This is a genomic window from Thermococcus gammatolerans EJ3, from assembly GCF_000022365.1.
Taxonomy (GTDB): Archaea; Methanobacteriota_B; Thermococci; order Thermococcales; family Thermococcaceae; genus Thermococcus; species Thermococcus gammatolerans.
Map to the genome: position 1 here is coordinate 472,403 of NC_012804.1, position 23,706 is coordinate 496,108.

The window sequence follows — 23,706 nt, forward strand, 5'->3', positions numbered from 1 at the left end:
GGTTGAGAGGTGAGAACGATGCCACAGGTCGTTGAAGTCCTCGTTGAGGGAGGAAAGGCCTCACCCGGACCCCCACTTGGTCCGGCAATTGGTCCACTTGGATTAAACGTCAAGCAGGTCGTCGATGAGATAAACAAGGCAACCAAAGAGTTCGAGGGAATGCAGGTTCCCGTTAAGATCATCGTTGAGGATCCCAAGAAGAAGACCTTCAGGATTGAAGTCGGTATCCCGCCCACAAGCCAGCTCATCAAGAAGGAACTCGGCATCCCCAAGGGTTCAAGCGAGCCCGTCCACAGCCCGGTTGGGAATCTGACAATGGAGCAGGTCATAAAGATAGCCAAGATGAAGATCGACCAGATGCTCGCTCCGACCCTGAAGGCTGCTTCGAAGGAGGTCATAGGCACAGCCCTCAGCATGGGAGTCACCGTCGAGGGCAAGGATCCAAGGGAAGTCCAGAGAGAGATCGACGAGGGCCTTTACGATGAGCTCTTTGCCAAGGCAGAAGAGGCCGAATGAGGCCTCTTCTCTCCGAATTTAGGGGTCATGGAAAAGTTTAAAAACTCATTCCTTTACGCATCTTTGATTCTTCGTCCTTGCTAAAATCAAAAAAGAAAGGGAGGGCTGTAAAGTGGCCTTCGACAGGCAGAAAGTCGTGGAAGCGGTGAAGGAGGCGAAGGCCCGGGCCAAGCCGCGTAACTTCACACAGACCGTCGAGATGGCAGTCAACCTCAAGGATATAGACCTCCGCAAGCCGGAGAACAGGTTTAAGCTTGAGGTTGTACTGCCTCACGGTCGTGGGAAGGAGCCCAAAATCGCGGTCATCGCTGATGGTGCCGTTGCCGAGGCGGCTAAAAGGCTCGGGCTTGATGTGATTAGTGGTGAACAGCTTGAGGAACTCGCGAAGAGCCCGAGGGAAGCGAGAAAGCTGGCGAAGCGCTATGACTTCTTCATTGCCGCGGCTCCGCTGATGCCCAAGATAGGTAGGTACCTCGGTAGGTACCTTGGTCCGAGGAACAAGATGCCACAGGTCGTTCCGCCGACCCTGACCAACCTCGAGCCCATAGTCAACAGGCTCAAGAAGACCGTCAGGATACAGCTCAAGAACAATCCGGTTGTCCACGCTCCTATTGGAACTGAGGACATGGACGACGAGAAGTTAGCGGAGAACGCCGAGGCGGTTCTCAACGCCATCATCAACAAGCTTGAGCGCGGCGAGAACCAGGTGAAGTCAGTGTACATCAAGACCACAATGGGACCGGCCGTTAAGGTTGAGAGGTGAGGGAGATGGCCCACGTAGCCGAGTGGAAGAAGAAAGAAGTGGAAGAGCTTACCAAGATCATCAAGAGCCACCCAGTGATTGCCCTAGTTGACGTGGCCGGTGTCCCCGCTTATCCGCTCAGCAAGATGCGTGACAAACTCCGCGGGAAGGCTCTCCTCAGGGTCAGCAGGAACACCCTCATCGAGCTGGCCATAAAAAGGGCCGCTCAGGAGCTCAACAAGCCTGACCTCGAGAAGCTCGCCGACTACATCGAGGGCGGTGCTGCCATACTCGCCACCGAGATGAACCCGTTCAAGCTCTACAAGCTCCTCGAGGAGAGCAAAACCCCAGCTCCTGCAAAGCCAGGGGCAGTCGTTCCAAAGGACGTTGTTATTCCTGCAGGACCGACTTCCCTTGCGCCGGGTCCGTTAGTCGGTGAGATGCAGGCCCTTGGAATTCCAGCGAGGATTGAGAAAGGTAAGGTCACCATACAGAAGGATTACACCGTTCTCAAGGCAGGGGAAGTCATAACCGAGCAGCTCGCGAGAATCCTCAACGCCCTTGGTATTGAGCCCCTTGAAGTCGGCCTCAACCTGCTTGCGGCTTACGAGGATGACATCATTTACACTCCGGACGTTCTCGCGATAGACGAGCAGGAGTACATCAACATGCTCCAGCAGGCCTACATGCACGCTTTCAACCTGTCGGTTAACACCGCCTATCCGACCAAGCAGACCATCGAGGCCATCATCCAGAAGGCTTATCTTGGAGCCAAGAACGTCGCGGTCGAGGCCGGTTACATCACACCTGAGACCGTCGAGGACATCCTTGGCAGGGCGATACGTGCTTTCCTGCTCATAGCACAGAACCTGCCCGAGGAGTTGCTCGATGAGAAGACCAAAGAGCTTTTAAATGCTCAAGCCCAAGTGGCCGTTGCGGCCCCTCAGCCAGCTGAGGAGAAGGTTGAGGAGGCCGAGGAGGAAGAGGAAGAAGAGGAGGAAGCAAGCGAGGAGGAGGCCCTCGCTGGACTGGGCGCCCTCTTCGGCTGAAACTTTCAATTTCCCTCGTATCCTGTGGATCCATGTGAAATGGATGAAAAAATGAAGATGATTGGAGGTGTGAAAAGATGGAGTATGTGTATGCCGCTCTGCTGCTCCACGCCGCTGGTAAGGAGATAAACGAGGAGAACCTCAAGAAGGTGCTTGAGGCCGCCGGTGTTAGCCCAGATGAGGCCAGGATAAAAGCCCTCGTTGCCGCCCTTGAGGGTGTCAACATCGACGAGGTCATTGAGAAGGCCGCCATGCCGGTCGCCGCTCCGGTCGCGGTCGCCGCCGCTCCTGCCCCTGCAGAGGGCGGTGCCGAGGAGGCCCAGGAGGAAGAAGAGGAGGAAGAAGAGGAGGTCAGCGAGGAGGAGGCCCTCGCTGGTCTCGGTGCCCTCTTCGGCTGAACTCCTCCCATTTTCTTTACTTTCTGACCCTTCTCTTTGAGAGCGCTATTCTCCTGCTCCCCTGATAGTTTCCGCGGTAGGGCCTTTTTGCAGGTTCTTCAAGCCTTATAAACGCTATCTGAACGAACCTTTCCCCGTATTCCAGAACGACTGGTTCGTTCGATGCGTTGAAAAGCATGAGCGTAAGATTGCCGTCCCATCCAGGGTCGACCCACGCGAACGAGCCGAGTATCCCCTCTCTTGCCAAACTGCTCCTTATCTTCATGTCACCCATAACATCGTCCGGGAGCTTAACCCTTTCGAGAGTTAGGATTAGGGCATGTTTCTTTGGTGGGATAATCACGTTGCCGGCCTCTTCAACATCGATTAGTTTCCCCTCTACGTATGCCTCCTTTCCGACCCTCAGGTCGTAGCCTGCAGGTTGAAGTGATTCCTTCGAGAAGGGTTCGATGAGTATCTCCTTTTCGATCTTCCAGTCTGGGAGCATCATGGCTTTCCACCGCAAGCTTTATTTTGGGTCGCCTTAAAACGGTTCCGAAGGGCCGGTGGCCTAGCCTGGATGGGGCGTCGGCCTTCGGAGCCGAAGGTCGCGGGTTCAAATCCCGCCCGGCCCGCCATACGAAAGACAAGGGGGGCTCCGCCCCAACACCCCCAAAATTTATCTGCACGAGGTTTCATCAAGGTTTGTGATTCTTGTCTAAAAGGTAATTCTAAGGAGTTTGCGCTTTCAAATGATAGTACTCTCAAAGAATTCTTTTCGAGGAACCCTCTGGGAGAGGTTTCTCTAAGAAGCGCTCCTTTGGAGCGCGGGAAAAAGTAAACCCACGTGAGAAAGCTTCTAAAATCTAAGAATTCGCATTTTACACGAGTCCATTAAAAGCGCAAACACTCTCAAAGTGACGCTGCTAAAAGAATCACAACTTTAATGAAACTTTGCCCAGCAAAGTTTCTTTGGTGAAGCTTTTTCCAAAAGCTTCAGTGCTGGCGGAAGAGTGAGTGCTTTTTAGAAGTGCAAGTTTTAGAAGGGGTTTCTACTAAATTTGCTCCTTCTGTGGGGTTTTACTTAAGAATGCGCCCTTTGGGCACCGATAGGGAGTTGTTGAAGCTGTCTTGATGGGTTTCTCTTTTGTGGTAAACCCGTTTAAAATTATCCAGTTCTCCAGTGCACAGCTAATTTTTGCCCGTTGGTGAGGGGGGCATTTTTGGTCAAGCTTTGCACAAGCAAAGCTTGTGGGGGTAAAATTTATAAATCCATCCCGGAACCTATCAACGGGCACAGCCCCGTGGTGTAGCGGCCAAGCATGCGGGACTCTGGATCCCGCGACCGGGGTTCGAATCCCCGCGGGGCTACCATTCAACTGGGCTCCAGACGAAATTCGAACCCCATGTTTTACTCTCATTCCTAAATTTAACAGCTGGACATTCAGCCGCACTTTTTCAGTATTTCTCTTTCTCTGCTCAACATACCTCCAAAATGTGGGTTATTTTCCAATCTTTTATCTATGCTGGATTTCTTCAGGGTTGCACATTCCTATGATTTATTTTAATTTCCAGCTGGGAGACAGCATTTTTGTCCGTTAGTTTTTTTCTAGCCTTTTTTGATCAATCTGAAAACTTTCAATTGAGAAAATTCAAATTCAAACTTTCTAGGAAGCTTTTTAAGGAGAAGAACACAGAATAGGTAAATAGAAAGTTATTCAAGGGGCTGGTAATATGTCCAATCCGGACTGCTCTAATCTGAGGGATATCGGGAGGTTTGATAATGAACGAAAATTTGAAGTTAGAGTGCGAGATCAGGAACCTCCTGAGATTGAAGGGACCGTTAAGCGTCGCTTTTATTACAAGGTTCTTGAACGAGATGGGGTTTGAGTGCACCCGACAGAAGGTTGAAAGGGTTCTCAGAGATCTCGTCTCAAGGGGGGTTGTTGAGGCATCACTTCGTTATAACAGACGGAAGCATTACCAGCTGAGGCGGGAGGAATGATGGCTTCATCAGCTTCCTCGAGCGTTATCCTTGGTAACAAGAGACGCATGCTTATGATAGAGTTTCTCCAAATGAAGAATGGACGGGCTGAGCTTAGGGACATAGTCGAGTACATAGCGGAGAAAGAGGGTAACACGGACAGGAAGCACAGAAAGAGTGTTTATGTCAGTTTGATGCAGACTCACATCCCAAAGCTTGAGAGGGAGGGGGTAGTTGCCTTTGAGCGTGGGGTCATAACACTCCTCCAGGTCCCCGATAACGTTACCCTCTATATGGAGGTCGTCCAGAGGAACGATATAAGCTGGAGCACTTTTTATGCTGGCTTATCGGTGATATTCCTCGTTACCGCGCTGTGGTTTGGAAATCTCCTCCTGGTTTTTGCATCCCTTACTTATTTGATCGTGGCGATCTTCCAGCGCATGAAGATGTACCGGATCCTTCAGCCTCGGGACTCAAAAAAAGGAAGAAACACCCGTAGAAATGGGAGGTAATGCCCCGTTACCCCCTGGTAACTTCCAACTTCATATATATCGAAACGGGCAACTGTTCTTTGGGTGCGACCGTATGGTTGCCCCGATCTGGGGCATCCGTGGTGGCAGTTTGATTTCAGTGTTGAGTGTTGTGGAAGGGCTGCGGATCCGCATGGATCCCACACTCGCAGAAGGGCCTGTTCCACGGTGCCTCGTATGGAGGCGAAAAAATGAGAAAGAATATTGCCCTTGGAATTTTTGGCCTGATAGTGGCCTTTGGTCTTGTTCTGGGAGCGGGGGCTAACTTCAGGGACTACAAAGCGACGAGGAGCGTCCACTGGGACATCGTTACCGACGACAGCGAGCTAATAGACCTGACCCCTCTCCAGCCCTACGCATACATTGACAACGAGACTGGAGTTCTAGTTGTGGACATAAGCCCGGACAACCCGAACTATCCGGGTTACGGAATGGGTCTCAGTCCGAACTCGGAGTACAACTTCGATGAGGTCTTTGAGGTAAGCAACGACCTTTGGGAAGAAAACATGACCATAGTCGTTAGGATAACTAGTGACAACGATGAAATACAGCTTTACGGTGCAGATGGGGACATCCACGATGTCACCACCGGGGACGTAGTTGAGTACTCAGACACTGCCGTTAACTCGGTTTGCTTTGTCGTTGAGTCCGGAGACGCCGTTAAGGTTGGTATGGACTTTGACGCCGGGAACCACGCGCCCGGCACCAGCCAGAACGCCACACTTCACATAGAGGCCTGGAGACTCGGAACCGAGCCCAGCAGCCTTGTTGGGAAGTGCGGTCAGTGAGGGGGAATGAGAGATGAACAAGCTATTTGGATTGGCACTGCTTATGATTGGAATGGTTCTGGCTGTTGGAGCCGGGGCAAACTTCAGGTACTACTCCGCAGACAGGCACGCGAGCTTTGATATCGTTTCCGATGACAACGAGCTCATAGACCTAACTGCGATGCAACCCTACGTCAAGTACAGCAACGGCAAGCTCTACGTGGACATCAGTGATGGCAACAGCAACAGGCCCAGCGGCGGAGGCGCCGGCCTGAGCCCGAATACCACCTATGTCTTCGAGGAGATGTTCAAGGTAAGCAACGAACTTTGGGAGAACAACGAGACTGACTTCCCGATCTGTGTCAAGGTAAACACCAACCACGAGCAGGTTAAGGTGTTCGCGGGAAACTACACCAGCCCAATAGCTGGACCCGCCAGCAACATCCAGTTCACGGTCTATCACGGTAACCCCGTTAAGGTTGGTATGATATTCGACACAACGAACTCAACCCTTGGGCAAGAGGACTTTACCATGACCATAACCGCCCACAGGGGTACATGTGAACCGTGATTTCTTTTTCGGGGCTTTGCCCCACCCCTTTTAGGGGAGTGAAAAAAATGAAAAGACTAATTGAGTACACGTTCACTTTCATCGTCCTCGTGTTTCTCATGGGTTCATTAGCTGGCTTCTTCCTGGACAGGCCCGTTTTCGTGTCCTACGCCTACTCCGACAGCATGACGCCCACGATAAACAAAGGAGACCTGTTCTTTGTTAATCCCTTCGCCAGGAACTTTGACGTTGGTGACATCATAGTCTTTCACAGGGGGAGTGGCTGGACGGTTCACAGGATCTTTGGGGTCACCAATGATGGCTACATCACCAAGGGGGACCACAACGTGGCCACTGACCAGCAGGATGGTAAGTTTCCGGACGTGAAGAGATCGGACATAACTGGTAAGGTAGTGACCCTCTTTGGAAAACCTCTGGTAATCAGGGGGGCGGGTGCGTTTCTCCAGTCTGTTAAGTTAAAGCTCACAAATCCCTACGCAATAGCCCTGTTGCTTGTTCTCGGGGCAGTTTTGACGTTTTCAGGAGGTTCAGGAAAGAGACATCGCCGCGTGAAGTACTATCGGATAAGCGTCCGGACAGTTTACGCGATAGGCTCAGTCCTCATAATCGCTGGTTTTCTCTTCGTCACCGTTGCGTCATGGGGGACGCTGGCCTTTACATATTCCTCGACGCTCGCAGGAGGCCAGAGGACGGGCTGGTACCTTCCGGGCTCAACCTTTGAGAAAAATCTCACCGTTGAAAACAGGGCGGTTTACCCCTTCTACTATTTCGTGGAGGGGAAGAGCACGAGAGCCCAGCTCCTTGATTCCAGCTTCCTTTACCTCAAGGGTGGCTCTAAGAAAAACATTACCGTCCACGTCACCGTTCCGAAGGACACGAGAATCTACCGGGAGGAGTTTCAGGTTCACTCCTACCCGGCCATTCTTCCCGCGTCGATTGTTGTGTCCCTTTACTCGATCAGTCCCTATCTCCCGCTCCTTGCCTACGCTCTGTTTCTGTCCACGCTCATGGTTTTCTTCTATCGCCTCGCGGGAATTTCTGACGGAGATGTGATCAGGATACGGAAGCGAAGAGGGTTTCTCTCAAAAGTACTGGGGGATGGTTAGTCATGAGGAGGATTGTGATGTTCTTTGTAATGTTCCTCGGTCTGCTCCTGGTTGTGGGCTCGAGCGGAAACTTCAGGGAATATGGGGCCGACAGAATAGTGAAGATGGCCATCGTTGACGGCAACGATTCCTACGTCTCCTACTCCTGCAGCGGTAGTGTTATATATATGAATAAGAGTTCAAGTGTTCAGTTCACGGCTATGACACTGTCCAACTCGATGAACAAAACGATGTCCGTTAGGGTTGAAGGCGACTTTTCCAGTCTACCGGAGGGACTTTCGGGAAGTGTGAACGATTCATGGCACACCCTCGATGTGGGTGAGAGCGTTGTCATCGAAGGCAATTTCTCGGCTGATGATAATGCCATCAGCGGAACCTACACCGTACCCCTAACGGTATACGCGGAATGGGACGGAGGGAGCGCCGAGCTAAAGGAATGCTCAATTACGGTTAGCCTGAACTCCCCGAAATACGTGCTCAGAAAGGGTATCGTTGGGGGTGTCTACAACTACACCTCCGGGGACTACACGATAGTCCTCCAGCTGAATTTCACGAACAACGGGCCGAGCGGTGAGTTCATAATATGGGACAAGATTCCGTCTCATCTCTGCTCCCGTTGTTTAGGAACTTGCCATTGGGCAACGGCTAACGTGACTGTAGAGAGCACGAGTGCGACCGCAGGCACCGTTTTGAGACCACCTACGAACATCTCATGCGGCTGTCATAACATATTCAACTGTTGCGCTGGGGATCTCATTGGATGGAGAGTTCATGTGTCCCACGGTGAAACCGTAACGCTTGAGATGACCCTCAACGTTTCCTTCAAGGTTCCATCGGGATGCGTAGCCAACTTCACCTTAAACCGAGGAGCCCACCTCTGCGGAACCTGTCTCCGCTCAAATAAAATAAGCGTTACCGTTACAGGAGGTTGAGAGAATGAAGGATGTTAAGTTCGATAAAAGATATCTGCTCCTTGCGGGGGTCTCCGTTTCGATAGTCCTCGCAGTTCTTTTTGGGGCCTATTCAAGCGCCGCCTATTCAAAGGCACCAATATCTACGAGCGCCAAATATTCCACCTTATACACTGAAGAGGGTAGTTTCGTACACTTTGGGGTGTTTTCCAACAGTAGCATCTACAAAAGCGGCAGTACGCATGATTACTACCCCTCCAAGATCACGATGTTGATAGGGGGGAACTACACCTTCCGGACTAACCCATCATCCCCCGGAACATACACGGCCACGATGCACCTCGACTACTACGTCTCCAGCGGAAAAAAGAAGGTTTACATATACCGCGAGGAGATCCCGCTTGGGAGTGGATCCTTTGAAGGATCTTTCACTTTACCCTTGACATTCAACATGAGCCTTTTGAGCGAGAAACTCAAGAGGGTCAGGGAAGGAACAGGGCTCTACCGGGCGGAGCAGGAGGTTTACGTCACGGTTGAGGTTAAGCCTGAGGGCAGGGATTCCTTCAGCCAGCGGATTGGGTTGAGCAAAGACTCGGCGAGCATGCTCTACCTAACAGGAACTGAAAAAGATTACAAAAAGGTCACCAGGAGTGTGAGCACGACCACGAACTCACTCTCCTTCGCTGGTTCCGATGTTAGGGTTTCCACAGCCAGAACTCTCTTCCCGGCGATGGCCATCCTCTTTGCCGTACCTCCAATTGGGCTAATCTACTCCAGGAGGGAGAAGAAGACGGAGCCAAAGGCTCTTAAATCGCTTAAAAAATACACGGTTGAAGGAACTCCACCCGGGGGGAAGCGCGTTAAACTGAAGTCCGCCGAGGATCTGGAACGTACCTTTGAGCTGGTGGACAGGCCGATAATTCATTACCGTGACGGCAATATCGACGTCTACGCGATAGCAGATGGCGACACCGTTTATGAGTACTGGGCTTCTTAGCCCGGTACCAACAACTTTAAAAGGGCAAGCGGAAAGCCACCTTAGGAGTTCTAAAAGGGTTAGAGGTGGTTAGAGATGAACCCGTTCCACGAGCTTGAGCCCGGACCGAACGTTCCGGAGGTAGTCTACGCACTCATAGAGATTCCGAAGGGTAGCAGGAACAAGTACGAGCTCGACAAGAAGACCGGCCTGCTTAAGCTTGACCGCGTCCTTTACAGCCCGTTCTTCTACCCGGTGGACTACGGAATAATTCCCCAGACTTGGTACGACGACGGAGACCCGTTCGACATAATGGTCATAATGCGCGAGCCAGTTTACCCGCTCACCATCATCGAGGCTAGGCCGATAGGCATTATGAAGATGGAGGACTCTGGAGATAAAGACTGGAAGGTCTTAGCCGTTCCGGTCGAGGATCCGTACTTCAAGGACTGGAAGGATATCGACGACGTTCCCAAGGCCTTCCTCGACGAGATTGCCCACTTCTTCCAGCGCTACAAGGAGCTCCAGGGGAAGACAACCGTTGTTGAGGGCTGGGGCAACGCCGAGGAGGCCAAGAGGGAAATCCTCCGTGCCATAGAGCTCTACAAGGAGAAGTTCGGAAAGGAGTGAGTTCTCCTTCCAACTTTTTTGGAGGTTCGGCCATGTACAAGTTGCTGAAGGTTAAGGACGTCGTCAGGATCCCGCCCAGGATGTTCACAATGGATCCAAAGGAAGCGGCAAAACTCGTCCTCCGCGGGACATATGAGGGCATCTACGACAGGGACGAGGGCGTTGTATTAGCCGTTCTTGACGTCGAGGAAGTGAGCGAGGGAGTCATTGTTCCGGGGGACGGGGCGACGTACCACGAAGTCGTCTTCAACGTTCTCGTGTGGCAACCGTTCATGCACGAGGTCGTCGAGGGAGAGGTAATTGACGTGGCCCCGTACGGAGCCTTTGTCAGGATCGGACCAATGGACGGCCTCGTCCACATCAGTCAGCTTATGGACGACTACGTCGTGTTCGATGAAAAGAACAAGCAGTTCCTCGGCAAGGAAACCAAGAGGATCCTCAAGCTCGGTGACGAGGTCAGGGCAAGGGTGATAGCGATAAGCGTTAAGAGCCGCGTTATCAGGGAAAACAAGATAGGCCTCACAATGCGTCAGCCTGGCCTCGGAAAGTTCGAGTGGATTGAGAAGGAGAAGAGGAAATCCAAGGAGGCATGAGCATGGTCAAGGAGAGGGCCTGCAGGCACTGCCATTACATAACGACCGAGGACCGCTGTCCCGTCTGTGGAAGCCGGGATCTCAGCGATGAGTGGTTTGACCTCGTCATAATCATAGACCCAGAGAAGAGCAGGATCGCCAAAAAGCTCGGTGTAAAAGTGCCCGGAAAATACGCCATTCGCGTGAGATGACATGTGCGGTGACTTCTACTTTTATCTACCCCCCAGCTTACGGGATAAACTCAAGGAGCCTTTGGGAGAACTGGTTAGGGGTGAGATTCCGGAACCCTACCTCAGAATTCTTCCTCTCCTTAGGAAGGTGCCTTTTCTGATCACCGTTGGCGATGTTGTGACTGAAAACGTAATCAGGTTAGGGATGCACCCGTCGGTGGCGATATACGATCACAGAACAAAGAGAAGGGACTACAACCCCTCAGTTGGCTCGGAGGCGGTCTTTTTAACCGTTAGAAATCCCCCGGGCACGATAACGAAAGCTTTATTAAACGCCGTCAGAAAGGGAGTCGAGATCGCCGGCAGGGGAAGGAGTGTTCATATTAAGGTTAACGGTGAGGAAGACCTCGCGGCGATCCCTGCCGTGCTATACGCTCCCCTCGGCTCGGTCGTCCTCTATGGCCAGCCCGACGAGGGGGTAGTGCTTATAAAGGTAACACCCGAATGCAAGCGCAGGTGTGCGAGTATCTTAGCCAAGATGGAGGTGGTTCGTGATGGAGATTAAGGTGACCGAGATAAGGGAAAACAAGCTCCTGGGAAGAAAGGAGATATACTTCGACATTATCCACGAGGGCGAGCCTACCCCGAGCAGGGAAGCGGTGAAGGGCAAGCTCGCCGCAATGCTCGACCTAGACCCAAACACTATGGTCCTCCAGTACATAAGGAGCTACTTCGGAAGCCACGTTTCCAAGGGCTACGCCAAGGCCTACGAGACGAGGGAGAGGATGCTCTACATTGAGCCCGAGTACATCCTCCTCCGCGATGGCCTCATCCAGAAGGAGGAAGAGTGAGGTGGTGTGAATGGCCAAGAAGAAAAAGACCAGCCAAAAGTGGAAGCTCTACGAGGTTAAGGGAGGAAAGGTCGTCAGGAAGAACAAGTTCTGCCCGCGCTGCGGCCCCGGTGTCTTTATGGCCAACCACAAGGATCGCTGGTCCTGCGGAAGGTGCGGCTACACCGAGTGGAAGAAGTGATTCTCCTTTTCTTTCTCCCCGGCGGTGACGATGCCCATTTATTATGGAATCAAGCTGGAGCTCCATTCGGACGTCTATGAGCCGGCGGAAGACACTTTCCTCCTCGCCGAGACCCTCGAGGTCAGACCGGGGGAGATTGCCCTCGACGTTGGAACCGGAACGGGACTGATAGCTCTCCTGATGGCGAGAAAAGCAAAGTACGTCTTGGGCGTTGACGTGAATCCCAAGGCAGTCGAACTCGCTCGAAGGAACGCTCGACTGAACGGTATAAGCAACGTCGAGTTTCGCCTGAGCGACTTATTTGAGAACGTCTCGGGCAGGTTCGATGTGATAACTTTCAACGCCCCCTATCTTCCAGGCGAGCCCGAGAAAGCTATAGATCTGGCCCTCGTTGGGGGTAAAACCGGGAGGGAGGTAATAGACCGCTTTATAGCTGAAGTGCCTGACCACCTGAACGAGAACGGCCGGGTTTACCTCGTACAGAGCTCGATAACAGGGGTTGAAGAGACAATGAGGGAGTTTGAGAAAGCCGGCCTTAGGGGTGAGGTTATAGCCAGGAGGCACCTCTTCTTTGAGGACATCGTCGTTATCCTCGCAGAAAAGAAAGGATAGCTCAATCGAGCATCGCCAAAATCTTGTCCACCTCGTTTGAGACCTCGATGTCGAAGAGGTGTATCGTCGGCAGGAGCCACCAAAGGCGGTAGTTGTGGGTCTTGTCTTCCTCTCCGTAGTACTGGAAGACGAACCTTCCGAAGCCCGTCAAATCCCTGTGCACGTCCCTGACTTCTCTCAGAACCCTCCTAACCTTTGGCGGGTACTCCTCGAAGGGAAGCGGAAGGCTCTTCACGAAGACCCTGTCCTTGAAGAAGTCAGTTGTTAGGCCCACGCTTCCGACGTGCTTTTCGAGCTGGTTGAACTTCTTGGCCGTCCAGAAGCGGTGAAGGATTAGCCTCGGGTCCTCCTTGGCGAGCGGGTAGTTTGCTTCCTCAGCCTCAAGCCAGAACTCGAGGTAGGGCTGGCCGCGCTCGATTACGATCCTCGCCAAAAGTCTTGCGTTCTTCGGTATCTCCCTCTGCGTCTCGGTGATGTGGTACTCCCTTCCGTCCTGCGTGTAGGTTTCTCCTTCCTCGTGAGTTCCCGTTCTTGAGACGAAGTAGGCCTCCTTACCGTCTATCGTTCCTAGGTGCAGGTCATAACCCCACGCCTTCAGATCCTTAAACTTGAACCTCCTCTCGGCCGGAACGACTCCGGTGTTTTCGACTATGTAGTAGCCCTCGAGCATTTTGATCACCTTTTGTTATTAAAAACTGACCCTATTTAAGCTTTTCCCCAAAATGTCTTAAGGGATAGGTGTACAAGGATAGTGAGGTGCTTTCGTGGTTAAGGTGGCGGTGCTGATCGCTGGTCTGGTTTCCCTGATGGTGTACTCTGTCCTACTTATCTTGGCTTACCTTTACTCCCGAAGTATCGTGGCGCCCCTCTCAAGGAAGTTCTCCATGAACGTTATTCTTTCAGGACTCCTCGCAGTAGCCGCTAGCATTGTCGTTATAATCGACGCCGTGACAGGAAAGGTTCTCTGGTGGCTCGAAGCGGCCCTTTTCCTTGTTTCTTACGTCCTCCTGATGGTGTCTGTCATCCATTACCTCCGCCTTTCCTCTCGGGTTCTCAGTGGCTCCAAAGAGAGGGAGGAGTATGGTGAACGGGGTCCCCTCATTGGCGGCTTTAGTGTTACCCCTGAGGAGCTCCCCAAGTTAACCCCCCTCTGCGGGATGTTCAAGACCAAGATCTACATAGGAAGATCCAAAAATCCCACCGTGTGTGATTTTGACAGGCGCATATGGTTGAGCCGAATTGAGGCTGCCGACTCAGTCGATCCAGCGAAGCTCCATGTTATTCTCGAATCGGTCATAAGAACGATTTCCGAGGGAGGGGGGAGCGGGCTCGTTCTCCTCGACGGGATCGAGTTTCTTCTCCTTCACAATGACTTCCGGAGCGTCGTTAAGTTTCTCGCCTCCCTCAAGGACTACATGCTCCTCTCGAACTCAGCTGTTGTAGTGGTTCTTGATGAGGAAACCCTCGGGGAGAGGGAGATCTCGGTTATCAGAAGGGAGTTCCCGCCCCTCGAAATTGAAAAGCTCCTCTCTAGTCTTGAGAAGCATGCCCTGTTCGGAGCCCTCTCGAGGGAGGATCTCAAGGAGTGATCAGATGATTATCAGCTCGATTACAGCCTCCGTTCGGGGATCCTTCAGACGGGCCACCAGCTTTCGATCTATGTCCCTCGCCGCCTTGTTGGCTCTTATTGCGAGCGTTCTTGCGTCGATGTAATCGCTCTTCCTCACAACGATAGAATATGGATGATCGAGTATTAACCCCGGACTCCCCCAGGCAACGACCTCGTCAACGAGCTCTTCCACCCGTATCCTTATGAGCAGTTTCCTCCCCTCCCTCAGGGCGGCTTTGAACTCCTCGCTGAGGTCGTTTATGCCCCGGTCTGCCCCAATGCAGATTATGCAGTCACCCCTGGGCGTCAGGTAGTCCTCCTTCGTGAACTCCAGCGTCGATCTGTGGGTTGCCCTAACGTTTTCGTGACCCCTGCACCTTATGACCTCGACGAGCTTATTCCTCCGGGACGATGTGGTGTTCCCGACACCTCGCCTCATAGCTTTCCCTCCCGCCGACAAGTATAACAGGTGAGTTCCTCGGGGCCGGCTTTCCGTCGATGAGTCTCTGGCTTCTCGTTGCGGGCCTCCCGCAGACGGTGCAGACTGCAGTCAGGTAGACTATGTTGTCGGCCCTAACGAGCAGTTCTCGGGTTACTGGGAAGGGATCGCCCTTGAAGTCGAGGTTGAGGCCGCTCGCTATGACGTAAACGCCTTCGTCCGCAAGCCTGTTGAGCACGTCCACGATCTCAATTGGGAAGAACTGAACCTCATCAATCCCGATTACCTCAAATCCCTCGCGAATCGTCGTTTCCATTATTCTCCTCACGCCGTTCTCGTCGGTGGGCACGACGAAAGCCTCGTAGCGGAGTCCGTTGTGTGCAACTACTTCCTCCTTCGAGTACCGGGTGTCTATCGAGGGTTTGAAGAGGGCGACCTTTCTCCTGGCGAACGCCTGCCTTTCGATCCTCTTTATCAGCTCGGTGGTTTTGCCCGCGAACATGGGGCCCGTTATTACCTCCAAGAAGCCGCCGGGATGCATCGACAACACCGAAGAAAAATGGAGGGTGAAGTTAAAACGTTACCGTTCCGCCTTTTTCACTATGAGCTTGACACCATCTACTGCTTTGACCTCTACCACGTCCCCAGCTTGGAGTTCGTCGTCGCTGAACGCGATCCACCTGTCTCCCTCGAGCTCGACGAGGTAGTGGTCTTCCGCCACCTTAACGACCTTTCCCCTCTTGCCAACGAGGTCGAAGGTGTACTTCCTCTCCTTTCTGCCAACGTCCTCCACGTCCCGCCGTATGTACCTGCCTATGAGGATGTATGAGATCACTGCGGCTATCAGCGATATGACGAAGCTCTCGGTGAAATTCATCCCAAACCCGAGGAGCAGTCCGAGCACTGCGAAGGTCACGCCTATGGGGGTTATGAATGCGGTAACCATCATGTCGAGCAGGATTATAAGTAGGCCCAAAATTAGTAGGGAAACGGCGAGGGCCGTGCTCATAGCCCTCACTCCATCAGATTCTTGAGTTTCTCAACGTCTTCGTCCTTGAGTTCGGAGCTTTCTTTGCCTTCTTCCTTTGGGGGCTCCGGCGGTTTTGGAAGTGGTGTGTCCTTGACCTTCTGGAGGACGCGGAGGAGCCCTATGAGGGCCTCAGTGTCGTAAGGCACGATGAGGTTTCCGTACTTGGCGAGGTCGGGCAGCTTCTCGATGTACTGGAGCGTCAGGTACTTTTCGTCCGCCATCTTGAGGGCCTCCAAGACCTTCTTTATGGCCTGGGCCTGGCCCTCCGCGATGAGTATCTGCCTCTGCTTCTCACCCTCCGCCTTCAGTATTGCCGCCTGCTTCTGACCTTCAGCTTCCCTTATTGCCGCTTCCTTCTTACCCTCGGCCAGGAGGATCATGGCCCTCTTTTCACGCTCGGCCGTCATCTGCTTGGCCATCGCCTCCTGGATGTCCTTTGGCGGATCGATGCGCTGGATCTCAACGCGGGTTATCTTCACACCCCAGCGGTCGGTTATCTTGTCGAGCTCTTCCCTAAGGCGGGCGTTGATTATGTCCCTTCCGCTCAGGGTCTCGTCGAGCTCCATCTCACCTATTATCGCACGGAGGTTGGTCTGGGCGAGCTTGATTATCGCCATCAAGAAGTTACTCACGTTGTAGACTGCCTTGACAGGGTCGAGGATCTGGTAGTAAACGACCGCATCGACGGTAACGACGACGTTATCCTTACAGATGACCTCCTGGGGAGGGACGTCTATGACGTGTTCGCGCATGTCCACCTTCTTGACGCGCTCCATGAAGGGGATTATGAAGTGTATTCCCGGGTCAAGTATCCTGTTGAACTTTCCGAGCCTCTCAACGAGGCCCTTCTGGTACGGCCTTATGACCTTCACTCCCAGGAGCAATAGCAAAAGCAGAAAACCGCCAATTACCACTAGGGCAACTGTGGCAAACCCCATTACGATCGCCTCCGGTGAGTGTTCAAACTTCAATTGGTAAAACTCCTTATAAACCTTCTGGAGACAGTTTCGCTTTACTGATTCAACTCCGTATCGGTTCCGCTTCCAGTGGGATATTTTGGGTTTCAAACTCCACGCGCAGGGCCTTCACTTTGAGCTCTTCCTCCCTTAGCTCGAAGTTCGTGGCTTTTAGCCTGACCTCATGGACATCATAGTCCGGGGTAATTCCCGAGTCCGGGCTACTGCCATCTCCTTTAATCCTTGCAAGGAATATTCTACTCTCGTTTCCTGAGATGAGGAAACCTCCAATCAGGATCGAATCACCATCCGGAACTACGAAGGAGGGATATCCCCTCCAGTACGCTTTCTCCCATCTGACCTTTCCGTTTTTCTCTAAATTCAGGATCCATATGGTGTAGTTTTCGACCCGGGGTGGGATCCCCGACACTATCTTGCCTCCGTAGATCCCTGCAACCACGATACCCCCATCGAGGAGCCCTGCAGTTCCTCCAAAGTCCATCTCCTCGCTTCCATATGCTTTGGCCCAGATCACGTTTCCATCTTCGTTGAGTAGGGCAACAAACACGTCTCCGCGATTTTCCCCCTCCAAACCGTTTCCAATTTCCCCTACCACTATAATTCTCTCGCCTTCCTTCAGAATTGCATTCCCGTAGACCCCCTCTTTATAGGCCTTGGCCCACTTTACCTTTCCTTTTCCATCGATGTCAATGAGAACCATCTTGCTTGATCCGTAGTCGACCTCCACTCCCAGGAGCAGGAATCCGCCCTCACCGTCGGGCGCCATCCCGGTCGGGACTAAAAATCCTTCGCTTATATAGAGCCTCGTCCAGAGGACTTCCCCTTTATCGTTCAACTTCATGACAAAGACCCCATCTTTCTCACCCACAAATCCGCCCGCCACGAGGATTCCATCATCAACGACCTCGATCCCCGCCAACTCTGGAAACACACTGATGTTGAAGGTCTCGGCCCATAGGGGCTTCATGTTCTCGCCAATTTTTGCAATCATTAGTCGGCGGTTTCCAAACGTCCCGTTGTGGAGAATCCCCGCGACCATTAAGTTCCTTCCCAGAGCAGCGCCCCCCTCGAACATACAGTCCAATCCCATCACTCCGTAGCCAACTGCCTTTGAAACTTCTCCTTCTTCCGACAGCCTTGCTATGAAGCCCTTATCGGAGTTTGGGAAGCTTATACCTCCAACGAGGTAAATTCCGTTTTCAGTCTTCACGAGGGCAGATACCCCGCCCCTCACGTAGTTTCCATTGTACACTTTTGCCCAGTACCCCCTTAGCGAGGTTTCGGCCCCATTGGACGTCATTACAGACAGCGCTATGACAACAACCAGAACGATTGCAATTAAGAATGAAAGTCTTCTCATTATGGTCACCGATATTACTAATCCCTTGAAAATTAAAAAGGTTTGGTCCTGAGCATGATCCGTCTTCTTTATAAACCCCTGCCTGCTTCAGGCTTTGGGTGAGAGATGTGGGAAGACCGGTTTTCCTCGGCAAGGCTTACATAAACTGGTGCGAGAAATGCAACGTCCCGCTCATCGGTGATAGTTGTGCCGTTCACGGGAAGGAGGGCGTCTCCAGGCTGAACATAACTCCTCCCGGCGATTTGAGGTTCGCCTTTGAGAAGGATCTGGAGTTCATAAAATCGGTCTTTGCGGAGCACTTCGGCGTTGACGTTGGCGAAGTTCTCGACGGAAAAATAGTTCTCCTCAACAAGCTCCCCAGCGAGGACGACGCCTACGAGATCATAGTTGATGGCTACGTCTTCGGTTACGTCAAGTTTGACCCTATTAAACTAAGCTGGAAGGCCGGCCTGAAAGTTGAAGGCGCCATAGCTCTCTGGAAGCGCTTCGGGAAGAAAATGAAGAAGTGGGTCATAGTCGATAAAGGCGCCGTCGAGCCAATAAAGAACGGTGCTAACCTTTTGGCAGTTGGCGTCTTGGAAGCTGACCCGAGCATAAGGGTGAATGACGATGTAATCCTTGTCTCGGAGGACGGAGAGGTCTTCGCGACCGGGATAGCGAAGAAGGACTACTCCGCTCTAATCAGGGGCGAGCGCGGAACGGGGGTCAAGCCCAAGAGGCAGAAGAGCGTTAACTACCGCGAGGGAAGAAAGGCGACGATGGAGGACGTTCTGAGAGCCAATGCAATAGCGCTCGAGGAAAAAGTCATGAAAAGCAGGGAGTTCATGAGGAGAGTTGCCAGCAAATACTCGGACCTTCCCGTTGCCGTCGCTTTCTCGGGCGGGAAGGACAGTTTAGCGGTTCTCGGCTTGGCCTTAGAGGAGTTCGGGAGCGATTTCACGGTGTTCTTCAACAACACCGGAATCGAGTTCCCCGAGACTGTGGAGTACGTGGGGAAGCTGAGGAAGGAGCTCGAGCCGAAAGGGATAAAGTTCGTCGTTGCGGACGCTGGAGACGCCTTCTGGAGGGCGCTCTACGTTTTCTCACCGCCCGGTCGCGACTACCGCTGGTGCTGTAAGGTCACGAAGCTCGGCCCGATAACGCTGGCGATAAAGGAGAACTACCCGAAAGGAGTTCTCATGTTCGTCGGCCAGAGAAAGTACGAGAGCATAAAGCGCTTTAAGCAACCTCGCGTATGGAGGAACGAGTGGGTGCCCAACGAGATAGGTGCGTCGCCGATATTTCACTGGCGCGCGATTGAGGTGTGGCTCTACATCTTCAGCAGGAAACTGCCCTACAACCCGCTCTACGAGAGGGGCTTCGACAGGATAGGCTGTTTCCTCTGTCCGAGCGCCTCTTTGGCTGAATTTGAACGGCTCAAGCGCGAGAAGCCCGAGCTCTGGGAGAAGTGGTTTAAAGCCCTTGAGTATTGGAGGAGGCGCTTTGGCCTTCCAGAGGAGTGGATTACCTACGGCTTCTGGCGCTGGAAGAGGCTCAGCAAGGGTGAGAAGGCCATAGCGAGAAAGCTTGGCGTCGATATTCCTGAGGAGCGCTCGTGGGAGCCGGTTAAGGTCAAAATTGAGGAGGCAAGTGAGGGCTACGAGCTGGAGTTCAACACGGTTCTCAACAAAAAGCGCCTCCTGCAGGTAGCGCCGATACTCGGCGAGGTGAGCGTTGAAGGGGACGTCGTAAGGGCTGGCGAAGTCGAGTTCTTCACCAGGACGAGGAAGGCCAAAGCTCCGGACGAAAGGGAGGCGGTCAGCGCCTACTACCTCGTTAAGAGGGCCTACGAGTGCGTTGGCTGCGGCGTCTGTGTCGGAAAGTGCCCGGAGGAAGCTTTGAGCATAGACGAGAAGAGCAAGAAGATAGTCGTCGACTGGAACCGCTGTACGCACTGCAGGGAGTGCATGGAGGTCTGCCCGCTGTTGAAGATTAAGAACCCGGAGGAAGGGAGCCAGCTCTGAGTGGCATGTTCTCGCTTCTCTTTGGATTTTGGTAAACTCGACTTTACAATTTTTGCGCAATTTGGTAAAGTATAGTTGACCAAAATCCTTAAATTTTGGAAAGTTGAGTTTTATACATGGCGACCATGATGGAAGCTCTCGAAGAGGTTATAGCCGAGTTTCATGAGTTCGGGGTTCCAGAGGCCAAGGAGAGGGAACTAACCCTCCCCCTTAACGTTGACGTTGCGGTTTCTGTTTACGGCCTTCGGAGGACGGGGAAGACCCATCTCCTCTATCTGGCAATGAGGAAACTAATTGAGAACGGTCTCCCAATCAAGCGGATTTTTTACGTAAACTTCGAAGACGAGAGGCTCGCTGGAATCTCCGCCAGAGACCTGTCCACGATAGTTCAGCTCTACTACAAGCACAACCCCGATGCTGATGTTATGTACCTCTTCCTCGACGAGGTTCAGGTCGTTGAGGGCTGGGAGATGTTCGTAAGGCGTCTGCTCGAAGGGAAGAGGGCGAGGGTGTTCATAACGGGCTCGTCTTCAAAACTGCTCTCTCGTGAAATAGCGACCTCGCTCCGGGGAAGAACCCTGGGCTTTCGGCTGTTTCCACTCTCGTTCCGCGAGTTTCTGACTTTCAAGGGCTTCGAGCTGAAAAAGCCCTTAACGGAGAGGAAAAGGGGTATCCTTCTGCGCCTCCTTGAAGAGTACATTGAGTACGGCGGTTTCCCAGGAATCGTTGATTACTCGCCTCCGCTGAAGATTAGAACCCTCCAGGAGTATCTCAACCTGATAGTTTACAGGGACCTCGTTGAGCGCTATGGGATAGAGAAAGTCTCGGCCCTGAAAGCTCTGATACGGATTTTAGTCAGAAACTTCGCGAGAAAGATCTCAATCAGAAAGCTCCACTCCCTTGTTTCTTCAACCGGCACTAAGATCAGCAGGCCGACGCTTGCGGAGTATCTAAGTTATCTTGAGGACGTCGGCTTCGTGCTCCCGCTCAGGAAGTACCACCCGAGCGATGTCGAGTCTTTGAGAAGTCAGCCGAAGCTCTACATTGCGGACGTTGGCCTTGCAACGGCCCTCGGTGTGGGCGACACCGGTTACAGGATTGAGAACATCGTTGCCGTTGAGCTCCTGCGGAGGAAACACTACTTCGAGCCGAGGCTTGAGGTTCATTATTGGGAAGATGGAAGAGGAGAGGTGGACTTCGTGGTTTCCCTCGGCGGGAAGGTGAGGGAGCTGGTACAGGTTAGCTACGCCCTTGATGAACCACAAACCCGTGAGAGGGAGCTTAGAGCACTTCTCAGGGCATCGAAGACCCTGAACTGCCGGAACTTGACAATCATAACGTGGGAGGAGGAAGGGGTTGAAGAAATTGATGGAAGGAGGATTCGCTTCCTCCCGCTTTGGCGCTGGCTGATTGAGAGGACACCTTTATAAGCCCCCCGCCATTCTCCCCCTCTGGTGAGAGACATGGAGGAGTACTTCATCTGTCCCGAGTGCGGTAGCGATGACGTTGAGGTCATCAAGGAGCGCGGGAGGGAGCTGACCCTCCGCTGTAACGAGTGCGGCAACGTCTGGCACGTGACGCTTCCGAAGCTGGTCAGAGTTCCGCTCATAGTGAGCAAGCACGAGAGGAGCTTTAAGAGCGAGGCGGAGCTTCCCGAAGGAGAGGAGATTAGAGTTGGCGACATCGTCGAGACCGAGGAGGATGAGGTAAGAATTACCGGAATTGAGCTGGAAGGCGGGAAGAGGGTGAACAAGGCGAAGGTCGGCGAGATAGTAACGCTCTGGGGCGAGAGCCTGACCTACCCGAAGGTCATCAAGGTGTCGATCTATATGCCCAAAGGAATCACGCAGTCTTTCCGCGTCAAGGTTCCGAGGGATGAGGAGTTTGCGGTCGGAGAAGTCGTCGAGGTCGGGGGCTACACCTTCAAGATTGAGAAGATCAAGACCGAGAGGAAGATGCTCCACCACGGGAAGGCCCAGGCCGATAAAATCGTTGCCCTGATGGGCCACCACATCCCGAGGGCGCGGGCCAGGAGGAGTCTTGAGATTTACAGGGGCTATGAGGATGAATCTCGAGCTGAGGAGTGATGAGCTTGGCCGCTCCCGAGCCCTGAGGTGAGCGCGATGGAGAGAAAAACCACTTACCGTTTCCTTCTTGTCCTTGTTCTCATTTTGACGGTTTTTTACACCCTCGGGCTTGTGGGTGTTGTTCCCTTCAAGGTGAGCTACTACATCACGATCTTCATGATAGTCCTGTTCGTCCTCCTGAGGTGGGACTACCACCGGGGGGAGAGACGTGAATGAGGGTTTTATCAAGCACTTTTCCCGGCGCATGCTGGCGCTGAGCAACGCCCCGCACAGGGGTGGCCTCGTCGAGGCAGAGGGCTTTTTCTTTATGAAAGTTCACAAGGACTACTCCGGTGACTACCGGGCCGACTGTCGGGCCTTCGAGCTAGAAAACGGCCTCAAGGACTTTGTGGGTTTTATGACGGCGGCGGAGGTAGGTAAGGTTCTCTCTGTTTCACGGAGCGGGAGCGTTACCGCATACGTAACCGCTGGGCTCACCAACCCGGCAATAGCAGGGGAGGAACCGCCGCCCTGGAAACCGGGGACTATAAACATGGCGCTCGTCATCGAGGACGGCCTCACCGTCGGCGCGATGGCCAACGCAATAATGACGGCCACCGAGGCGAAAACTTACACCCTCTTAAAGCTCGGTTACAACGCAACCGGAACGACGAGCGATGGAATCGGTGTTTTCGCTTTCCCCGGTGACGTTGAATGGGCCGGAACTGCAACGGACCTCGGTCTCAACATTGGGCGGGCAGTAAGGAGTGCGCTTGAGGAGAGCCTGAAAAAGTGGGAATCAACGAGGAGTTAGCGGGCCTCTCAGGTAGATCATGTCACCCGCGCTGACGACGCCGTGCTCGCTCTTTCTTATTATCCTGACCTCCTCGAAGAGAGCCTTACCGATGCCCGCCAGACCCGCCAGGTCCCAGTAACGCGTCTCCATCTCTCCAATTCTCTCCCAGCCTGGCAGTTTGTAGTAACCTCTCTTGATGATACCCTTGAGAGGGTCGTAGCCCTCATCGAGCGAGACTATCGTGTAGTCATCACCCCGAACTTCCGGCACAATCTCGCGGTAGGCTCTTCTGTAAAAGAAAGCCCCGAAGCGGTCCGTCTCCTCGAGCAGGAAGACGCCGTCGCTTTCCAAAACCCCCGCGACGTTCCTGAAGAGCTCCGCCGTTTGAAACGGGTTGAAGTGAGGCATCGTGTGGCCGAAGATTAGAGCAACGTCGAACTTTCCGAGTTTGCTCAAGTCGTCGAGGCAGTCCATAACAGCTCCGTAAACCTCACCGCTCACCCACTCCTCAACGAGGAGCAGGTCTTCCTTTCTCTTGTCAACGACGGTAAGAGAGGGCTCGTAGCCCCATTCGCGGAGCGTCTCGTAGAGGGCACTGCCTGCTATCCCAGTTCCCGCGCAGAGGTCGAGGATGCGGAGCTTTCTCCTTTCGGGAAATAAACCCTCCTTGACGGCCCAGTTAAAGAAGGAGCGCAGTCCAATGAAGCGGTTTTGGGCGACCTCGCTCTTGGGATCCATGTATGCCCTCAGGTAGCGGTAGAGCTCCTCCATCCTCCCACCGTTGGACGTTCTCGGGGGATGGTTTTAAATCCATCGAAAGGCTTAAGAGTTTTGTCAACTTACGTAGATTGACAAGGTGA

The 23,706-nt window shown here is 53.1% G+C and carries 32 protein-coding genes and 2 tRNA genes; 26 read left to right on the forward strand and 8 right to left on the reverse strand.

From position 1 onward, the window contains the following. Positions 1–18 precede the first annotated feature (18 nt). The 4 genes from TGAM_RS02475 to rpl12p all read left to right on the forward strand — a co-directional run bounded on the left by TGAM_RS02475 (position 19) and on the right by rpl12p (position 2,705). Complete coding sequence (locus TGAM_RS02475; protein WP_015858106.1) at positions 19–516, forward strand: 50S ribosomal protein L11; 498 nt, start codon at positions 19–21, stop codon at positions 514–516. Positions 517–628: 112 nt separating this feature from the next. Continuing rightward, positions 629–1,279 (forward strand): 50S ribosomal protein L1, encoded by a 651-nt coding sequence (locus TGAM_RS02480; RefSeq protein WP_015858107.1) that lies wholly within the window; start codon positions 629–631, stop codon positions 1,277–1,279. Positions 1,280–1,284: 5 nt separating this feature from the next. Further along, positions 1,285–2,307 carry a 50S ribosomal protein L10 gene (locus TGAM_RS02485; protein ID WP_015858108.1) on the forward strand — a complete coding sequence of 341 codons (1,023 nt, stop codon included), beginning with the start codon at positions 1,285–1,287 and terminating at the stop codon, positions 2,305–2,307. 77 nt (positions 2,308–2,384) lie between these two features. Then, positions 2,385–2,705, forward strand: a complete 321-nt coding sequence (gene rpl12p / locus TGAM_RS02490) for a 50S ribosomal protein P1 (RefSeq protein ID WP_015858109.1) — start codon at positions 2,385–2,387, stop codon at positions 2,703–2,705. A 16-nt stretch (positions 2,706–2,721) separates the two neighbouring features. Here rpl12p and dcd read toward each other — a convergent pair whose 3' ends face one another. After that, the gene (gene dcd / locus TGAM_RS02495; protein WP_015858110.1) at positions 2,722–3,195 is read right to left on the reverse strand and encodes a dCTP deaminase; all 474 of its coding nucleotides are present in this window, start codon (positions 3,193–3,195) and stop codon (positions 2,722–2,724) included. A gap of 49 nt (positions 3,196–3,244) precedes the next feature. Between dcd and TGAM_RS02500 the strand changes: the two genes are divergently transcribed. The 16 genes from TGAM_RS02500 to TGAM_RS02575 all read left to right on the forward strand — a co-directional run bounded on the left by TGAM_RS02500 (position 3,245) and on the right by TGAM_RS02575 (position 12,566). Next, positions 3,245–3,322 (forward strand) — tRNA-Arg (locus TGAM_RS02500). A 660-nt stretch (positions 3,323–3,982) separates the two neighbouring features. After that, positions 3,983–4,058 (forward strand) — tRNA-Gln (locus TGAM_RS02505). 409 nt (positions 4,059–4,467) lie between these two features. Then, positions 4,468–4,689: a hypothetical protein gene (locus tag TGAM_RS02510; RefSeq protein ID WP_048811038.1), complete on the forward strand. Its 222-nt coding sequence runs from the start codon at positions 4,468–4,470 to the stop codon at positions 4,687–4,689. After that, positions 4,689–5,180 carry a DUF7344 domain-containing protein gene (locus TGAM_RS02515; protein ID WP_148206324.1) on the forward strand — a complete coding sequence of 164 codons (492 nt, stop codon included), beginning with the start codon at positions 4,689–4,691 and terminating at the stop codon, positions 5,178–5,180. The genes TGAM_RS02510 and TGAM_RS02515 overlap by 1 nt, the downstream gene beginning before the upstream one ends. Before the next feature lie 209 nt (positions 5,181–5,389). Then, a complete protein-coding gene (locus TGAM_RS02520) occupies positions 5,390–5,986 on the forward strand; it encodes a DUF1102 domain-containing protein (RefSeq protein ID WP_015858113.1) in 597 nt (198 codons plus the stop codon). A 13-nt stretch (positions 5,987–5,999) separates the two neighbouring features. After that, positions 6,000–6,536: a DUF1102 domain-containing protein gene (locus tag TGAM_RS02525; RefSeq protein WP_015858114.1), complete on the forward strand. Its 537-nt coding sequence runs from the start codon at positions 6,000–6,002 to the stop codon at positions 6,534–6,536. A 47-nt stretch (positions 6,537–6,583) separates the two neighbouring features. Next, positions 6,584–7,642, forward strand: coding sequence for a signal peptidase I (locus TGAM_RS02530; RefSeq protein WP_015858115.1), 1,059 nt, complete (start codon positions 6,584–6,586; stop codon positions 7,640–7,642). A gap of 2 nt (positions 7,643–7,644) precedes the next feature. After that, positions 7,645–8,574: a COG1361 family protein gene (locus TGAM_RS02535; protein WP_015858116.1), complete on the forward strand. Its 930-nt coding sequence runs from the start codon at positions 7,645–7,647 to the stop codon at positions 8,572–8,574. A gap of 4 nt (positions 8,575–8,578) precedes the next feature. Further along, positions 8,579–9,550: a hypothetical protein gene (locus TGAM_RS02540; RefSeq protein ID WP_015858117.1), complete on the forward strand. Its 972-nt coding sequence runs from the start codon at positions 8,579–8,581 to the stop codon at positions 9,548–9,550. Between the two features lie 75 nt (positions 9,551–9,625). Further along, positions 9,626–10,159, forward strand: coding sequence for an inorganic diphosphatase (locus tag TGAM_RS02545; protein WP_015858118.1), 534 nt, complete (start codon positions 9,626–9,628; stop codon positions 10,157–10,159). Between the two features lie 32 nt (positions 10,160–10,191). Next, positions 10,192–10,752: a DNA-directed RNA polymerase gene (locus TGAM_RS02550; RefSeq protein WP_015858119.1), complete on the forward strand. Its 561-nt coding sequence runs from the start codon at positions 10,192–10,194 to the stop codon at positions 10,750–10,752. A 2-nt stretch (positions 10,753–10,754) separates the two neighbouring features. Continuing rightward, positions 10,755–10,943 (forward strand): transcription elongation factor subunit Spt4, encoded by a 189-nt coding sequence (spt4, locus tag TGAM_RS02555; protein WP_015858120.1) that lies wholly within the window; start codon positions 10,755–10,757, stop codon positions 10,941–10,943. A gap of 1 nt (position 10,944) precedes the next feature. Beyond that, complete coding sequence (locus tag TGAM_RS02560; RefSeq protein ID WP_015858121.1) at positions 10,945–11,487, forward strand: GTP-dependent dephospho-CoA kinase; 543 nt, start codon at positions 10,945–10,947, stop codon at positions 11,485–11,487. Further along, positions 11,477–11,773, forward strand: coding sequence for a 30S ribosomal protein S24e (locus TGAM_RS02565; protein WP_015858122.1), 297 nt, complete (start codon positions 11,477–11,479; stop codon positions 11,771–11,773). The genes TGAM_RS02560 and TGAM_RS02565 overlap by 11 nt, the downstream gene beginning before the upstream one ends. Before the next feature lie 10 nt (positions 11,774–11,783). Beyond that, complete coding sequence (locus tag TGAM_RS02570) at positions 11,784–11,954, forward strand: 30S ribosomal protein S27ae (protein ID WP_015858123.1); 171 nt, start codon at positions 11,784–11,786, stop codon at positions 11,952–11,954. Between the two features lie 30 nt (positions 11,955–11,984). Then, positions 11,985–12,566, forward strand: coding sequence for a HemK2/MTQ2 family protein methyltransferase (locus TGAM_RS02575; RefSeq protein WP_048811039.1), 582 nt, complete (start codon positions 11,985–11,987; stop codon positions 12,564–12,566). Between the two features lies 1 nt (position 12,567). On the opposite strand, the gene TGAM_RS02580 is transcribed toward TGAM_RS02575, so the two are convergent. Continuing rightward, entirely contained in the window at positions 12,568–13,236 is a 669-nt protein-coding gene (locus tag TGAM_RS02580) for a TIGR00703 family protein (protein WP_015858125.1), read from the reverse strand. 94 nt (positions 13,237–13,330) lie between these two features. Between TGAM_RS02580 and TGAM_RS02585 the strand changes: the two genes are divergently transcribed. After that, positions 13,331–14,155, forward strand: a complete 825-nt coding sequence (locus TGAM_RS02585) for a DUF835 domain-containing protein (protein WP_015858126.1) — start codon at positions 13,331–13,333, stop codon at positions 14,153–14,155. Here TGAM_RS02585 and TGAM_RS02590 read toward each other — a convergent pair whose 3' ends face one another. The 5 genes from TGAM_RS02590 to TGAM_RS02610 form a co-directional block, all read right to left on the reverse strand. Further along, positions 14,156–14,614, reverse strand: a complete 459-nt coding sequence (locus tag TGAM_RS02590; RefSeq protein ID WP_015858127.1) for a DUF371 domain-containing protein — start codon at positions 14,612–14,614, stop codon at positions 14,156–14,158. Beyond that, positions 14,571–15,155, reverse strand: a complete 585-nt coding sequence (locus TGAM_RS02595; RefSeq protein ID WP_015858128.1) for a thymidine kinase — start codon at positions 15,153–15,155, stop codon at positions 14,571–14,573. The genes TGAM_RS02590 and TGAM_RS02595 overlap by 44 nt, the downstream gene beginning before the upstream one ends. A gap of 39 nt (positions 15,156–15,194) precedes the next feature. Further along, positions 15,195–15,623: an NfeD family protein gene (locus tag TGAM_RS02600; protein WP_048811040.1), complete on the reverse strand. Its 429-nt coding sequence runs from the start codon at positions 15,621–15,623 to the stop codon at positions 15,195–15,197. A gap of 5 nt (positions 15,624–15,628) precedes the next feature. Continuing rightward, positions 15,629–16,582, reverse strand: coding sequence for an SPFH domain-containing protein (locus TGAM_RS02605; RefSeq protein WP_015858130.1), 954 nt, complete (start codon positions 16,580–16,582; stop codon positions 15,629–15,631). A gap of 82 nt (positions 16,583–16,664) precedes the next feature. Further along, positions 16,665–17,981: a hypothetical protein gene (locus TGAM_RS02610; protein ID WP_048811041.1), complete on the reverse strand. Its 1,317-nt coding sequence runs from the start codon at positions 17,979–17,981 to the stop codon at positions 16,665–16,667. A gap of 107 nt (positions 17,982–18,088) precedes the next feature. On the opposite strand from TGAM_RS02610, the gene TGAM_RS02615 reads away from it, so the two are divergent. The 5 genes from TGAM_RS02615 to TGAM_RS02635 all read left to right on the forward strand — a co-directional run bounded on the left by TGAM_RS02615 (position 18,089) and on the right by TGAM_RS02635 (position 22,864). After that, positions 18,089–19,984: a phosphoadenosine phosphosulfate reductase domain-containing protein gene (locus TGAM_RS02615; RefSeq protein WP_048811042.1), complete on the forward strand. Its 1,896-nt coding sequence runs from the start codon at positions 18,089–18,091 to the stop codon at positions 19,982–19,984. 116 nt (positions 19,985–20,100) lie between these two features. Further along, positions 20,101–21,414: an ATP-binding protein gene (locus TGAM_RS02620; RefSeq protein ID WP_015858133.1), complete on the forward strand. Its 1,314-nt coding sequence runs from the start codon at positions 20,101–20,103 to the stop codon at positions 21,412–21,414. 33 nt (positions 21,415–21,447) lie between these two features. Continuing rightward, positions 21,448–22,071: an HVO_0476 family zinc finger protein gene (locus TGAM_RS02625; RefSeq protein WP_015858134.1), complete on the forward strand. Its 624-nt coding sequence runs from the start codon at positions 21,448–21,450 to the stop codon at positions 22,069–22,071. A 36-nt stretch (positions 22,072–22,107) separates the two neighbouring features. Next, entirely contained in the window at positions 22,108–22,287 is a 180-nt protein-coding gene (locus TGAM_RS02630) for a hypothetical protein (RefSeq protein WP_048811043.1), read from the forward strand. A 28-nt stretch (positions 22,288–22,315) separates the two neighbouring features. Continuing rightward, the gene (locus TGAM_RS02635) at positions 22,316–22,864 is read left to right on the forward strand and encodes an adenosylcobinamide amidohydrolase (RefSeq protein ID WP_048811391.1); all 549 of its coding nucleotides are present in this window, start codon (positions 22,316–22,318) and stop codon (positions 22,862–22,864) included. Here TGAM_RS02635 and TGAM_RS02640 read toward each other — a convergent pair. Beyond that, on the reverse strand, positions 22,850–23,617 hold the full coding sequence (locus TGAM_RS02640; protein ID WP_015858137.1) for a class I SAM-dependent methyltransferase: 768 nt from the start codon (positions 23,615–23,617) through the stop codon (positions 22,850–22,852). The two genes, TGAM_RS02635 and TGAM_RS02640, sit on opposite strands and share 15 nt — an antisense overlap. Positions 23,618–23,706: the final 89 nt, after the last annotated feature.

Bases quoted from the DNA above. Each gene is read 5' to 3' on its own strand.
- TGAM_RS02475 (WP_015858106.1), top strand. From the start codon at position 19: ATGCCACAGGTCGTTGAAGTCCTCGTTGAGGGAGGAAAGGCCTCACCC.
- TGAM_RS02485 (WP_015858108.1), top strand. From the start codon at position 1,285: ATGGCCCACGTAGCCGAGTGGAAGAAGAAAGAAGTGGAAGAGCTTACC.
- rpl12p (WP_015858109.1), top strand. From the start codon at position 2,385: ATGGAGTATGTGTATGCCGCTCTGCTGCTCCACGCCGCTGGTAAGGAG.
- dcd (WP_015858110.1), bottom strand. From the start codon at position 3,195: ATGATGCTCCCAGACTGGAAGATCGAAAAGGAGATACTCATCGAACCC.
- TGAM_RS02510 (WP_048811038.1), top strand. From the start codon at position 4,468: ATGAACGAAAATTTGAAGTTAGAGTGCGAGATCAGGAACCTCCTGAGA.
- TGAM_RS02515 (WP_148206324.1), top strand. From the start codon at position 4,689: ATGGCTTCATCAGCTTCCTCGAGCGTTATCCTTGGTAACAAGAGACGC.
- TGAM_RS02520 (WP_015858113.1), top strand. From the start codon at position 5,390: ATGAGAAAGAATATTGCCCTTGGAATTTTTGGCCTGATAGTGGCCTTT.
- TGAM_RS02525 (WP_015858114.1), top strand. From the start codon at position 6,000: ATGAACAAGCTATTTGGATTGGCACTGCTTATGATTGGAATGGTTCTG.
- TGAM_RS02530 (WP_015858115.1), top strand. From the start codon at position 6,584: ATGAAAAGACTAATTGAGTACACGTTCACTTTCATCGTCCTCGTGTTT.
- TGAM_RS02535 (WP_015858116.1), top strand. From the start codon at position 7,645: ATGAGGAGGATTGTGATGTTCTTTGTAATGTTCCTCGGTCTGCTCCTG.
- TGAM_RS02540 (WP_015858117.1), top strand. From the start codon at position 8,579: ATGAAGGATGTTAAGTTCGATAAAAGATATCTGCTCCTTGCGGGGGTC.
- TGAM_RS02545 (WP_015858118.1), top strand. From the start codon at position 9,626: ATGAACCCGTTCCACGAGCTTGAGCCCGGACCGAACGTTCCGGAGGTA.
- TGAM_RS02550 (WP_015858119.1), top strand. From the start codon at position 10,192: ATGTACAAGTTGCTGAAGGTTAAGGACGTCGTCAGGATCCCGCCCAGG.
- spt4 (WP_015858120.1), top strand. From the start codon at position 10,755: ATGGTCAAGGAGAGGGCCTGCAGGCACTGCCATTACATAACGACCGAG.
- TGAM_RS02560 (WP_015858121.1), top strand. From the start codon at position 10,945: ATGTGCGGTGACTTCTACTTTTATCTACCCCCCAGCTTACGGGATAAA.
- TGAM_RS02565 (WP_015858122.1), top strand. From the start codon at position 11,477: ATGGAGATTAAGGTGACCGAGATAAGGGAAAACAAGCTCCTGGGAAGA.
- TGAM_RS02570 (WP_015858123.1), top strand. From the start codon at position 11,784: ATGGCCAAGAAGAAAAAGACCAGCCAAAAGTGGAAGCTCTACGAGGTT.
- TGAM_RS02575 (WP_048811039.1), top strand. From the start codon at position 11,985: ATGCCCATTTATTATGGAATCAAGCTGGAGCTCCATTCGGACGTCTAT.
- TGAM_RS02580 (WP_015858125.1), bottom strand. From the start codon at position 13,236: ATGCTCGAGGGCTACTACATAGTCGAAAACACCGGAGTCGTTCCGGCC.
- TGAM_RS02590 (WP_015858127.1), bottom strand. From the start codon at position 14,614: ATGAGGCGAGGTGTCGGGAACACCACATCGTCCCGGAGGAATAAGCTC.
- TGAM_RS02595 (WP_015858128.1), bottom strand. From the start codon at position 15,155: ATGCATCCCGGCGGCTTCTTGGAGGTAATAACGGGCCCCATGTTCGCG.
- TGAM_RS02600 (WP_048811040.1), bottom strand. From the start codon at position 15,623: ATGAGCACGGCCCTCGCCGTTTCCCTACTAATTTTGGGCCTACTTATA.
- TGAM_RS02605 (WP_015858130.1), bottom strand. From the start codon at position 16,582: ATGGGGTTTGCCACAGTTGCCCTAGTGGTAATTGGCGGTTTTCTGCTT.
- TGAM_RS02610 (WP_048811041.1), bottom strand. From the start codon at position 17,981: ATGAGAAGACTTTCATTCTTAATTGCAATCGTTCTGGTTGTTGTCATA.
- TGAM_RS02620 (WP_015858133.1), top strand. From the start codon at position 20,101: ATGGCGACCATGATGGAAGCTCTCGAAGAGGTTATAGCCGAGTTTCAT.
- TGAM_RS02625 (WP_015858134.1), top strand. From the start codon at position 21,448: ATGGAGGAGTACTTCATCTGTCCCGAGTGCGGTAGCGATGACGTTGAG.
- TGAM_RS02630 (WP_048811043.1), top strand. From the start codon at position 22,108: ATGGAGAGAAAAACCACTTACCGTTTCCTTCTTGTCCTTGTTCTCATT.
- TGAM_RS02635 (WP_048811391.1), top strand. From the start codon at position 22,316: ATGCTGGCGCTGAGCAACGCCCCGCACAGGGGTGGCCTCGTCGAGGCA.
- TGAM_RS02640 (WP_015858137.1), bottom strand. From the start codon at position 23,617: ATGGAGGAGCTCTACCGCTACCTGAGGGCATACATGGATCCCAAGAGC.